Annotated in this window: 9 protein-coding genes; 3 read left to right on the top strand and 6 right to left on the bottom strand. The window is 58.9% G+C overall.

The window, feature by feature from the left end:
* Positions 1–15 precede the first annotated feature (15 nt).
* From BOH68_RS06290 to BOH68_RS06265, 6 genes are all read right to left on the bottom strand, one after another.
* Positions 16–972, bottom strand: coding sequence for an SMP-30/gluconolactonase/LRE family protein (locus tag BOH68_RS06290; protein ID WP_077372978.1), 957 nt, complete (start codon positions 970–972; stop codon positions 16–18).
* A gap of 120 nt (positions 973–1092) precedes the next feature.
* Positions 1093–2820 (bottom strand): L-arabinonate dehydratase, encoded by a 1728-nt coding sequence (gene araD, locus BOH68_RS06285; protein WP_077372974.1) that lies wholly within the window; start codon positions 2818–2820, stop codon positions 1093–1095.
* A 138-nt stretch (positions 2821–2958) separates the two neighbouring features.
* Positions 2959–4092 (bottom strand): Gfo/Idh/MocA family protein, encoded by a 1134-nt coding sequence (locus BOH68_RS06280; protein ID WP_258954883.1) that lies wholly within the window; start codon positions 4090–4092, stop codon positions 2959–2961.
* 381 nt (positions 4093–4473) lie between these two features.
* Positions 4474–5505 carry a LacI family DNA-binding transcriptional regulator gene (locus BOH68_RS06275; protein ID WP_054555839.1) on the bottom strand — a complete coding sequence of 344 codons (1032 nt, stop codon included), beginning with the start codon at positions 5503–5505 and terminating at the stop codon, positions 4474–4476.
* Between the two features lie 676 nt (positions 5506–6181).
* Complete coding sequence (locus BOH68_RS06270; RefSeq protein ID WP_043334054.1) at positions 6182–6376, bottom strand: CsbD family protein; 195 nt, start codon at positions 6374–6376, stop codon at positions 6182–6184.
* Positions 6377–7016: 640 nt separating this feature from the next.
* Positions 7017–8516: a carbohydrate porin gene (locus tag BOH68_RS06265; RefSeq protein WP_077372968.1), complete on the bottom strand. Its 1500-nt coding sequence runs from the start codon at positions 8514–8516 to the stop codon at positions 7017–7019.
* Positions 8517–8939: 423 nt separating this feature from the next.
* Between BOH68_RS06265 and BOH68_RS06260 the strand changes: the two genes are divergently transcribed.
* Genes BOH68_RS06260 through BOH68_RS06250 form a run of 3 tightly spaced genes read left to right on the top strand, consistent with a single transcriptional unit; the run spans position 8940 to position 12052 of the window.
* On the top strand, positions 8940–10208 hold the full coding sequence (locus BOH68_RS06260; protein WP_077372966.1) for an ABC transporter substrate-binding protein: 1269 nt from the start codon (positions 8940–8942) through the stop codon (positions 10206–10208).
* Positions 10209–10223: 15 nt separating this feature from the next.
* Positions 10224–11198 (top strand): carbohydrate ABC transporter permease, encoded by a 975-nt coding sequence (locus BOH68_RS06255; RefSeq protein WP_077372963.1) that lies wholly within the window; start codon positions 10224–10226, stop codon positions 11196–11198.
* On the top strand, positions 11195–12052 hold the full coding sequence (locus BOH68_RS06250; protein ID WP_170877360.1) for a carbohydrate ABC transporter permease: 858 nt from the start codon (positions 11195–11197) through the stop codon (positions 12050–12052). Before BOH68_RS06255 ends, BOH68_RS06250 begins: the two co-directional genes overlap by 4 nt.
* Positions 12053–12066: the final 14 nt, after the last annotated feature.

The raw sequence follows: 12066 nt of genomic DNA, 5'->3' as shown, positions 1-12066 counted from the left end.
GTCACAAGGGACAGGTCACTCATGAGGCTCACGAATCGTGACCCGAGAGGGGGAGCGTCCCCCACTCGGCATGTCGGGTGGTGCTGGAGAGCGAGAGGCAAAGGCGGCGACGGGGACGCCCGGCACCTCGACCTCCAGCGCGAAGACGCTGCCGGACAAGGGGGCCGCGGCCAGCGCCTCAGGGCTCATCCCCTTGCGCAAGGTGGTTACGTAAAGCGTTGTCATATCGGCCCCGCCGAAGCACGGCATGGTCGGGCCGGGACATGGCAGGCGGACCTGGCGCGCCAGACGTCCCTGGGCATCCCAATAATTGAGGACTCCGCCAAAGACGCCTGCACTCCAGTAGCCTCCCGCCATATCCATCGCTCCGCCATCGGGGCGGCCGTGCAGTGCAGGCTGGGTCTCGGCGAATACACGCGGTGTGCCCATGACACCACTTTCCGGGCAGTAGTCCGCGACATGGATGGTGTCGCGCCGCGTATCCGCAAAAAGCATGCGCTGTCCATCAGCGCTCCAGGCCAGGCCATTGGCGACGATGAGGCCTGACTGCAGCCGTTGGGTCTGTCCAGTGGGAGCGACATCATAAAAATGCCCCAGCGGCCGTGAACGACTCGCCTCATCCATGGTGCCGATCACGAAGTGTCCATTCGGCGCTACCTTACCGTCATTGAAGCGCGTGCCAGCCAACGGCTCTCCGGGTGGGCAGGCCAGGAACTCCAATGCACCAGACGCGAAATCGAGCAGATGGATTCCCGAACGCATGGCAACGATCAGACGCCCATCGGCACAGCGCCCGAATGCTCCCAGCGTCTCAGGCAGCACGCGACGCTCTCGCTTGCCATCACTCAGGCAGTAGCGCTCGATCGCCGGGGCATAAAGGTCCGCCCATAACAGGCTGTTGCGACTGGCATCCCAGATCGGGGATTCACCCAACTCCGCCCGGCTCTCTATCAGCAGTTCGATTTCCGCCATTTCCTGGACTCCCGTCGACGATGGCTATGGCACATGCGTGGATACCCCTGCGGGCTTACACCTTCTATCTCTCTGCCCCCGATACCCTCGACCTTCTCTCCCTGCTTCAGGCAGCGGCGCTCAATAGATATCGGGCTCAGGAGTACTGCCAGGGGCACCATTGGCAAAGTCGAAGTCACAGCCTTCATCTGCCTGGGTCACATGCGATTTGTAGAGAGAGGCATAGCCATGAGGGTGCCGGTCCTTGGGCGGCTGCCAATCTGCCAATCGACGTTGGATCTCCTCCTCATCGACCATCAGGTCCAGCCGCCGATTGGGGACATCCACGGCGATGATGTCGCCGGTCTTGACGATGGCCAACGGTCCGCCGACGGCGGCTTCCGGCGCCACATGCAGAATGCAGCTCCCGTAGCTGGTGCCACTCATGCGCGAGTCGGAGATACGCAGCATGTCGCGCACGCCCTGTTTCAGCAGCTTGGCCGGAATCGGCATCATGCCCCACTCCGGCATGCCGGGGCCGCCCACCGGCCCGCCATTCTTGAGCACGATGATGCTGTCAGCCGTGACCGGGAGGTCTTCATCATCGATACGCGCCTTGAGGTCGGCGATATTCTCGAACACATAGGCAGGCCCTTGATGGACATGCAGACGAGGGTCCGCCGCGGTCGGCTTGATGATGGCCCCCTTCGGCGCCAGGCTGCCGGTCAGTACGGCAGTCCCGCCCGAGGCATTAACCGGCGTGTCCAGCGGGAGAATGACTTCCGGGCGCCAGACCTTGGCGCCTTCGATGTTGTCGCCCAGGGTGCGACCGGTCACGGTCATGGCGGAGAGCTTCAGCTCACTGCCGATGTTCGTCATCAATGCCGGAAGCCCTCCGGCATAGAAGAAGTCTTCCATCAGATATTCGCCGGAAGGCTTGAGGTTCAGCACCAGCGGCACACGACGCGATATCTCGTTGAAGCGCTCCATCGGCAGCGTGATTCCGAGACGACGTGCCATAGCCACGATGTGGATGATGGCGTTGGTCGAGCCACCGATCGCCATGTCGACAGCAATCGCGTTATCAAAGGAGGCCTCGCTCATGACATCGGTCGGCTTGAGATCTTCCCAGACCATTTCCACCGCTCGCTTGCCGCTGGCGTAGCACATACGGTTGTGATTGGCGTCCACCGCGGGGATGCTTGAGGCCCCCGGCAGGCTCATGCCCAGCGATTCACCGATCGACATCAGCGTTGCCGCCGTGCCCATGGTCATGCAAGTGCCCGGGGAGCGGGCAATCCCATTCTCGATCTCGTTCCAGTCACCCTGACTGACGTTGCCGATACGTCGCTCATCCCAGTACTTCCAGACATCCGTACCGCTCCCCAACACCTGACCACGGTAATTGCCGCGCAGCATGGCACCAGCGGGGACATAGATGGTCGGCAGATTCATGGAGATCGCGCCCATGAGCACGCCCGGCGTGGTCTTGTCACACCCGCCCATGACCACGGCGCCATCCACGGGGTAACTGCGCAGCAATTCCTCGACTTCCATGGCCAGCATGTTGCGATACATCATGGCGCTGGGTTTCATCAATTGCTCACCCAGTGACATGGCAGGCAGTTCGACAGCAAAGCCCCCCGCTGCCGTGATACCACGCTTGATATCCTTGACCCGCTCAGGAAAGTGAGAATGGCAGGTATTGAGGTCGTTCCAGGTATTGACGATGGCGATCACCGGCTTGCCGACGAACTCCTCTCCCCAGTAACCCATCTGCTTGACGCGAGAGCGATGCCCGAAAGAGCGCAGATCATCCTGCTTGAACCAGCGATTACTGCGCAGATCGTCGACCCCTTTCCTGTTCATCCCGTACTCCTTACAACGTAATTGACCGAACAATGGCGTAGCAGAATCCGCACCGGCTGCCTCGAGGGCGGCCCGTCATTGCGTCATTCCTGAATGAAGTGGCATTGGCTATCTCAATTCAACAGCCGAATCAGCGCGTCAATTGACTGTCCGCCGTGATGGGAGAGACACCCAATCGCCATTTCGTCGACTGGAGTCGAGCGCGGTGGCGGCGAACTCGACACCACGCACACCACTGCGCAGGTCTGGATACCAGCAGGCCAATGGGTGCGGCTCAGTCCCCTGCTGGCAGGCAGTGATGTCCTCATGGAGGTCGCTATACAGGGAAGAAAAGGCTTCGCGATAACCTTCGGGGTGTCCAAAGGCCACACGAGAGATACGCGTGGAGGCTTCATGAAGTCCTGCTGCCCCTTTGGAGAGCAGCACAGGAGCGCCATCAATACGGCGGAACAGGAGCTGATTGGGGGTTTCCTGATGCCATTCGAGCCCCCCGAGACTGCCGAAGATCCGGAAGCTCAGGCCATGCTCGGCGCCGGCAGCCGCCTGGGTAATCCACATCAGGCCGCGGGCACCATTGCCATAGCGCAACATTACGTTGGCATTATCGTGCGCTTCGCGTCCGGCCACGCTGGCCGTGACATCGGCACTCAATTCACTGGTCTCAAGCCCGGAAACATACTCGAGCATATGAAAGGCGTGGGTCGCGATATCATTGAGTATCATCGACTCCCCCGCGATGGCGGGGTCCATATGCCAGTCGTGGCCTGTCTTTTCCGCATCCGTCAGGCAGGCCAGGTGCCCCTGAACGTAGTCACACTGCAGCTGACGGATTTCACCGAGCTCGCCATTCTCGATCATGGCGCGTGCCTGACGCACCATGGGATAACCGGTATAGCCATAGGCCATGCAGAAGCGCAGCCCTGCCCGCTCGGCAATCGCTTCAAGCTCGCGAGCCTGAGCCGGATCATTGACCAGCGGCTTTTCACAGACGACATGAAAGCCCAGCTCCAGAGCCAGCTTGGCCAGGACGAAGTGACTATCGTTGGGCGTGAGAATGGCGATCACCTCAGCACCATCTTCGCGGGCAGCTTCCTCGCGTAGCAGTGATTCACCATCGCCATAACCACGTGCGATGTTGAGTTGTTCCGCCTGCTGGCGAGCACGCTCGGGATTCGATGACAGCGCACCGGCGACGACACGATACCGTCCATCCATCTGCGCCGCCGCACGATGGACCTGACCGATGAAAGACTGAACGCCTCCCCCGATCATCCCCATGCGCAGCACTTTGGGGGCCAAAGTGCTCGACTGGTGTTCCGCTGTCTGCTGTGAGCTTGAACGGTGATCGAATGAGGGCGGTGTCTGCTGAGTCATTGGGCGTCTCGGCTTCAGGCGTGGATGGCGTTATTGTTCTATCGCGTACCACAGGGGCTTTTCCTTGGCTTTGGTACGCTGCATATCAAGCAGCCTAGCGCAGCCAAACCGGCTTTGAAAATGTTTTCAAAGCCATTTAGACCAAGGGACGAGAAAGAACGAAAATCCACCGATGTGCCAACGAATCGCCAGTATTCCAGGCGGACTACCAAGAGAGTGCTGCTCCGCCACCAGAGAAGATTTCACGAGAAAACTATCAAGCGTTCTGCAGTGCGCGTGTCAGTTGACGTGACGAGTCGAACCGCGTTGCGTGATCTGACACGGCATGATGACCCGACTGGGCGCCATGCCACCTTGCTTGATGCGCGCGAATAACAACGACACCGTCTTGTTGACCATTTCCGTGAATGGCTGGCAGATCGTCGTCAGATCATAGGATTTGCTTGAGGCAAAGCGAATGTCATCCACCCCGACGATACCGATATCCTGTGGTATGCGGTGCGAGAACTCATGACGTATGGCGTCCATACCGCCACATGCCATGATGTCATCAAAGTAGAAGATGCTATCAGGAATGACCTCCGCCTCCGCGAACAATTCACAGGTGGCTTCATAACCCGCATCGTAGCTGTGGCGATGCCCTTCCCCCACGCCATGCAAGGTCAGCCCACGCTGCTCCAGCCGCTCGATGAAGCCACGCTTTCTATCCAGCGTTGCCTGCTCCTTGGTCGACGCCCCCACATAAGCCAGCCGACGATAACCGAGATCAATGAGATGATCTGCTGCCATGCGCCCCATCTCGACATCGTCACAGGTCACCACACAGGCGCCGGAATCTTCTCCATCACGCCCGAATATGGCCACAGGCGTATTCTGCTTCGCACAGGCCTCGACCAACTCCGGCGGCACCGATGCAGAAGTGACGATCAAGGCATCGACATGATATTCCATCACCAACGAGACAGCCTCCGAGATGCTTTTCTCGGTATTCACGTTGATCAACAAGGTGTGGCAGTTATGCCGCTGAATCGCAGCAGAAAATTCGCTGAGAATCGCCAGGTAGACAGGGTTCTCGAAATTGGTCACGAGAATCCCGATCAGGCTGGATTGCGACTTGATGCCTCGTGCCAGACGATTCGGCTTGTACCCCATTCGCTCGGCTACCGCCAGGATCCGGCTACGCATCTCGGGGGAGCTGCTGCCTTCAGGATTCATTGCCCGAGAGACCGCCGCAATCGAGACGTTGGCCTCCTTGGCAACTTCAGTGATGGTGACACGCTTGGATGAGGATATGTCCTCGGACTTCTTCATGCTCACTCCCTAACGGGGCTCAATGCTCAACATCTCATCAAGGCATTCCACCCCACATTGGATAATCATTGGCCGACCATACCGCGGATCACGCAAGCATGCAGCAGGCGCATGATGAAGAATACAGCCATATCACGTTGGCTTTGACGTGTGCCACCAGGGAGTCAATAGCCGCCTTTCGATAACACGACCCTGGCGACTATCTCTGGCAGCACGACGGCTCAGGACCCCAGTAGAACTGACGCAACAGCCGATGCATCGGTTGCTGGTGCCTCTTCGCGGTACCCCCAGACGATGACCCTGGATACGACTCGGAGGTCGCCAATCACGAAGATGTCGCAAAGGGCTTTGACAGTAAATGTATTGCCATGCCCTCTATAGCCCCACCTGGCGAGGGACCACGGAGAATATCAATGGCTTGACACGCCAGTACTTCTCCAAGGGGCAGTCTCCAAGAATGTCAGTAATACTGAGCTACGCAAGGTGCGTCGAGAAACGGAATGACCATTCCCGACAGCGCCTCGGCTATCGAGTAGCCATCCCAAGTATTCTCGAGAGAATGCTCTAAACCCCCGTATACCATGCGTGCTGCTCTGATTGCTTGAGCTCAGACACAAAAAAACCGATGCCTGCAAAGTGCAAGCATCGGTAACATAAAATATATATTAAAAAAGCTTCACGAATCGGACAGTTTATTCCATTCCTTTTCAGCGTCTTCTTTGTTCATGCCATAACGCTCTTGAACCTTCCCGACAAAGTGCTCCTTACGACCCGCAATTTCGTCGACATCTTCATCGGTAAGCTCTCCCCAACCTTCGCGGACCTTACCTTTGAGTTGCTTCCACTTACCTTCGGCGATATCACTATTCATGGCAGTCTCCTAAATCAAATAGATAATGCGACAAATAAAAATCAACCAATGACCAGTCACATGCTGTGATTGAGCCTCATGGCAGGCTACGAATATAAGCTAGCACAGATATTAGGGCTCAACAACAGCCCTACCGCTTCATCTCATTGGTGGCGCGACCACTGACTTTAAATGAAATACAGCGCGAGCCAGCCGACTCAATACAACATCGTCGACAAAAAGTTCCCTTCATCTTTCCTTGGCATACCGCGATTTCCCAGCCTTCAACCACCAATGTGACAACTGCCATTAAATGTATAGGGCAAAATGCTCAGTATAACCCATCAACAACTCACTATAAGATGCCGGATGATCAATTTTCACAAAGAACCTATCCTTTATTAGCCTCTCGTATGCCCATCAATTAATTAATTCAGGAATGGCACCATAGTTATCAAGCTGCATAAGCAAAAGACAACGACACTGAAAATTCATGCCGACTTTCTAAGCAGCTCCTCCCAGCATTACGAAAAAAGATCTCCTCGTCAGTTTGTTGCGGTCAGCGTCTCAACCATCCAGTGATGGCGTCACAAAAAACCCGCGGCTAACCGCGGGCAAGATCGAAGCACTGGCAGGCGATGATCAGCTTGGCATCCTGCTCCTAGAACCATACCTCGCTCTGGACACCGAAGGCCCATTCGCCTCCCGTGAAGCCTGCACTCCCGAGAGCATCATCTTCGGAGTAATCATTGAGCTCCTCATCCCAGTCACTCCAGGACGCGAACAGGCGAATTTCCGGACGCTTCCAGAAGCCACCGACTTCAGGCTTGAAGGTCGGTGCAATGGTGAACTTGCGATACCCGCCTTCCACGGCATTGCCTGTCGAGCCGGGGTCCAGGTCCATCCATTGATAGCTCAGCTCGTACTGCATCTCGAAATTCGTCGTCAGCTCATTGGCCAGACGCGCATTGAAGGTCGCCCAGGAATATTCATCTCCGCCGTCATAGCGATCTTTGCTCACCTCTGCCAAGACGGCTGGTGCGAAGCGCCACTTGGGTGCGAGATAGGTCGTGCCGTAAAGCCCCAGGCGAGTAGAAGTGGCGTCATCCGTCAGGTTCCCGTCAGCCCCGATGACCTTGGTCTCCGCGCCGAGCCCGCGGCCATGCAGCACGGCGGCCTTGAAGCTGCCATCGGCGAGGCCAAAGAAGCTGTCGCCATGGTAGACCAGCATGGTGTGGAAGCCGGAATCGGCCGCTTCGGCACCCGTGTCCATGGCGCGCTCTTCATTGTCTGCCGCCGACAGGGCACTGACCATCCACTGCCAGTGGCCGACATAGTTGTTCATGGTGAACGTCAGGTTGTCGGTATTGCCGCCAGTATCGGAGTCCTCTGTCGGATATTCACTGTAACTGCGCCCGTAGACCGAGAAGTTGGCTTTCCAGTCATCGGCAAGCTGGACGTCGTAGATACCTGCGCCGGTCCCGGCGAGGAAGATGAAATCGCTGTCTAGCCAGTGAATATCGAAGTTGTCCCGATCGAAGCGCTTGCCCGCCCAGATGGAGGAATTCTCGAAGGCGCCGGTAAAGCTCGGCAGATCGCTCAACTCCACGAAGACCTGTCGTACGTTCAGACTGGACTCGTCCGAGGTCCAGTCGTTACTGGTCTCTACTCCGTCGGCAATCATGGTGCGGTAAAGCGCCTTCGTCCCGTTGTCGTAGCGGGTCTTGTAGTTGAATACCGACTCGACGTAGGTGTCGGGCTCGTTCCCCAGCCGCCCGACCGCCCCGCCCACCGAGCCCGCCGGCGTGAGATAGGGGCCGCCTTCGATGCTCTTGCCGCCTTCGCCGATCAATAGCCCGGAGCGGGCATAGGCATTGAAGGAGAAACCTTCTTCCCCACTGGCCTGACGCTCGACGGCCGCCAGACGCTCTTCGAGGTCCTCGGTCTGCGCGGTCACGCGCGCAGGTTGATCAACCTCATTCGACTGGCGCTGAACGGCCATCGCGCGCTCTGCCTCGGCGGCGCGACGTTCAGCCGCTCTGGCCCGTTGTTCGGCGTCATCGATACGCTGTTCCAGCTCTGCGAGCCGCGCCTCGATATCGCCTGCCCCGTCGGCATTGGCGAGTCCACTGGTGCTCATGACCGCTATGGCAACGGCCATGACAATTGGGGTCTTGAGCGGGTGCTGAGGGGGAGTTGTCATGTTGAAGAGAGCCTTTATTGTTGTTGACGAATCACTCGCTTGGCGATGATCAGCGAAGTGGCGCCCGAATCATTGGCGTTGGTGTTGGAGGGGTTGCCACATTCACTTAATCGTTTAAGATCCTAGTGGCAATCCGGCGCTCCAGACACACGACTTATGTCGAAATTCGACCAAAGGGGAGCGATCACCGCGTAAAACTCCCATTTCTGGCGACATATTGGCCACAGCAAGACCAAAGTTCAGGTTGCGGATATCGACGCCAATCGCTTGACTGTGATCACCCCTTAATCGATTAAGAAACCACCATCGGACGACGTTGTGACTCTCCCCCACCCAGACGTCCGATGCGGGTCAAACAACAACAAGTGACGAGGATCCACCATGCAACACAAGACGCTAATCGCCTCAAGCTTCGCCCTGCTGGGAGCGGCCACCACCGCCCCTGCCATGGGCGCGGACCTGACCATCTCCTGCGGTGCGGTCGGGGCCGAATTGGAACTCTGTGAACAGGGCGTCGCTGCCTGGGAAGACAAGACCGGGCATGAGGTCGATATCGTCTCCACGCCCAATTCCTCGACGGAACGCCTCTCGCTCTATCAGCAGATTCTGTCGGCCCAGTCCGGTGACATCGACGTCTTGCAGATCGATGTGGTCTGGCCGGGCCTGCTCGGCAATCACCTGCTTGATCTGCACCAGACGCTCGGCGAAGAGGCAGCGCAGGGCCACTTCAAGACCATCATCGACAACAACACGGTCGATGGCCGCCTGGTGGCCATGCCCTGGTTCACGGATGCCGGGGTGCTCTACTACCGCAAGGACCTGCTGGAAAAGTACGGGTTCGCACCTCCCGAAACATGGCAGGAGCTGACAGAGACCGCCACGCAGATCCAGGCCAAGGAACGCGAGGCCGGCAGCGAGAAGATGTGGGGTTACGTCTTCCAGGGGCGTGCCTATGAGGGCCTGACCTGCAATGCGCTGGAATGGGTCGCCAGCAACGACGGTGGCGCCATTGTCGATGCCGATGGCGAGATCACCGTCGACAACCCCAATACGGCCTCCGCTCTCGACCTGGCCGCCAGCTGGATCGGCGAGATCACCCCGCAGGGGGCGCTCAATTATTCCGAGGAAGAAGCCCGCGGCATCTTCCAGTCCGGCAACGCCGTCTTCATGCGCAACTGGCCCTACGCCTGGTCGCTGACCCAGAGCGATGACAGCAAGGTGGCTGGCAAGGTCGGGGTGGTCAAGCTGCCTCACGGCGCCGAGGGAGAAAGCGCAGCGGCGCTGGGCGGCTGGAACCTGGCGGTCTCGAAGTACAGCGAGAACCCCGAGCTCGCCTCACAGCTGGTGGCTTTCCTCACCGGTGAGTCCGAGCAGAAACGCCGGGCCATCCAGGCCGCCTACAACCCGACCCTCACGGCGCTGTATCAGGATGAAGAGGTGCTCACCGCCGTGCCCTTCTTCGGCACGCTCTACGACACCTTCACCAATGCCGTGGCACGTCCGTCTGCCGTCACCGGTGACAACTACGGCCAGGTCAGCAACGCCTTCTTCAATGCGACCCACAGTGTGCTGAGCGGCGAGCAGAGCGGCGCCCAGGCCGTGGCTCAGCTGAAGGGCGAGCTGGCTCGCATCAAACGTCGTCGCTGGTAACCCGGGAGGTTTCGCATGACAACCACGCTCAATGAGTCAGTGCCGACGGACACGCCCTCGGCCCGGACCCGCAAACGCGGTACCAGGGTCAGACGCCAGCGGGTACGTGCGGCCTGGACCTATCTCGCGCCGATGCTGGTCGCGCTGGCCCTGGTGGCCGGCTGGCCACTGCTGAGAACCTTCTACCTCAGCCTGACCGATGCCTCGCTCTCGGACACGACCGGCGCCGCCTTCATCGGCTTTGAAAACTATCTCGTGAAGGACGACGGCGTCTGGTACGGCCTGCTGGCTGACCCGGTGTGGTGGAATTCCGTCTGGAACACCGTCTATTTCAGCGTCATCTCGGTGTCGCTGGAAGTCGTCTTCGGCATCATCGTGGCCCTGCTGCTCAACGCCGAATTCAAGGGGCGCATGCTGGTCCGCGCCGCAGTGCTCATCCCCTGGGCCATCCCGACCATCGTCTCCGCCAAGATGTGGGCCTGGATGCTCAATGACCAGTTCGGGATCATCAACCACCTGTTGATGGGGCTGGGGCTGATCGATGCGCCACTGGCCTGGACGGCGGATGCCGATCTTTCGATGTGGGCCGTGATCATGGTCGATGTGTGGAAGACCATCCCGTTCGTGGCACTGCTGGTACTCGCCGCGCTGCAGATGCTGCCCAAGGATTGCTATGAAGCCGCCGAGGTCGATGGCATCCACCCGGTGAAGGTGTTCTTCCGCGTCACCCTGCCATTGATCACCCCGGCCCTGCTGGTCGCCGTGATCTTCCGTCTTCTCGATGCACTGCGCGTCTTCGACGTCATCTATGTGCTGACCTCCAACTCGTCCAGCACCATGACCATGTCGATCTACGCCCGCCAGCAACTGGTGGAGTTCCAGGACGTGGGCTACGGCAGTGCCGCCTCCACGATGCTGTTCCTGATCATCGCGCTGGCCGTCGTGGTCTACCTCTACCTTGGCCGCCGCCAACTGGGAGTGGATAAATGAATCAGCATCCGATGAATCGCTACCAGATGACCCGACTCGCCAAGCTGGTCGGCAAATGGGCCTTGATCGCCATCATCATCGTCTACGCCGTGTTCCCCTTCTATTACGCGGTCATCACCTCACTGAAACCGTCCAGTGAGCTGTTCGAGGTCAACTACTGGCTGACCTCACTGGACTTCAGTAACTACGCCCAGATCTTTGCGCAGAAGAGCTTCCTGCAGGCGATCGGCAACTCGATCCTGATCGCCTTGAGCGTCGTGTTGATCGCGCTGCTGCTGGGCATCACCGCCTCCTATGCGCTGGGACGCGTGCGCTTTCGCGGCCGCTCCACTGTGATGCTGATCATCCTCGGGGTCTCGATGTTCCCTCAGGTCGCGGTGCTCTCCGGGCTGTTCGAGGTGATTCGCAGCCTGAATCTCTACAACAACCCCGGTGGCCTGATTCTCAGTTACACCATCTTCACGCTGCCCTTCACCGTCTGGGTACTGACGACCTTCATGCGTCAACTGCCCATGGAACTGGAAGAGGCCGCGATCATGGACGGCGCCACGCCGTGGGAGACCATCACTAAGGTCTTCCTGCCCCTGATGTGGCCGGCCATGGCCACCACCGGGTTGCTCGCCTTCATCGCGGCCTGGAACGAGTTCCTGTTCGCCTTGACCTTCACGCTGACTGACAGCGAACGCACCGTGCCGGTCGCCATCGCCCTGATCTCCGGCGGCAGCCAGCATGAGCTCCCCTGGGGCCCCATCATGGCCGCCTCCGTCACCGTCACCATACCGCTGGTCATCCTGGTGATGATCTTCCAGCGCCGCATCGTATCCGGCCTGACCGCCGGCGCCGTCAAAGGATAATCTTCATGTCATTG

Origin of the sequence: Cobetia sp. MM1IDA2H-1 (assembly GCF_002916775.2) — a bacterium.
Taxonomy (GTDB): domain Bacteria; phylum Pseudomonadota; class Gammaproteobacteria; order Pseudomonadales; family Halomonadaceae; genus Cobetia; species Cobetia marina.
This window is presented reverse-complemented; position numbering and strand designations above follow the sequence as displayed.

What these genes read in the sequence shown, in the direction of transcription:
- araD (WP_077372974.1), bottom strand. Translation starts at nt 2,820, where the DNA reads ATGAACAGGAAAGGGGTCGACGATCTGCGCAGTAATCGCTGGTTCAAG.
- BOH68_RS06260 (WP_077372966.1), top strand. Translation starts at nt 8,940, where the DNA reads ATGCAACACAAGACGCTAATCGCCTCAAGCTTCGCCCTGCTGGGAGCG.
- BOH68_RS06250 (WP_170877360.1), top strand. Translation starts at nt 11,195, where the DNA reads ATGAATCAGCATCCGATGAATCGCTACCAGATGACCCGACTCGCCAAG.
- BOH68_RS06275 (WP_054555839.1), bottom strand. Translation starts at nt 5,505, where the DNA reads ATGAAGAAGTCCGAGGACATATCCTCATCCAAGCGTGTCACCATCACT.
- BOH68_RS06255 (WP_077372963.1), top strand. Translation starts at nt 10,224, where the DNA reads ATGACAACCACGCTCAATGAGTCAGTGCCGACGGACACGCCCTCGGCC.
- BOH68_RS06280 (WP_258954883.1), bottom strand. Translation starts at nt 4,092, where the DNA reads ATGATCGGGGGAGGCGTTCAGTCTTTCATCGGTCAGGTCCATCGTGCG.
- BOH68_RS06265 (WP_077372968.1), bottom strand. Translation starts at nt 8,516, where the DNA reads ATGGCCGTTGCCATAGCGGTCATGAGCACCAGTGGACTCGCCAATGCC.
- BOH68_RS06290 (WP_077372978.1), bottom strand. Translation starts at nt 972, where the DNA reads ATGGCGGAAATCGAACTGCTGATAGAGAGCCGGGCGGAGTTGGGTGAA.
- BOH68_RS06270 (WP_043334054.1), bottom strand. Translation starts at nt 6,376, where the DNA reads ATGAATAGTGATATCGCCGAAGGTAAGTGGAAGCAACTCAAAGGTAAG.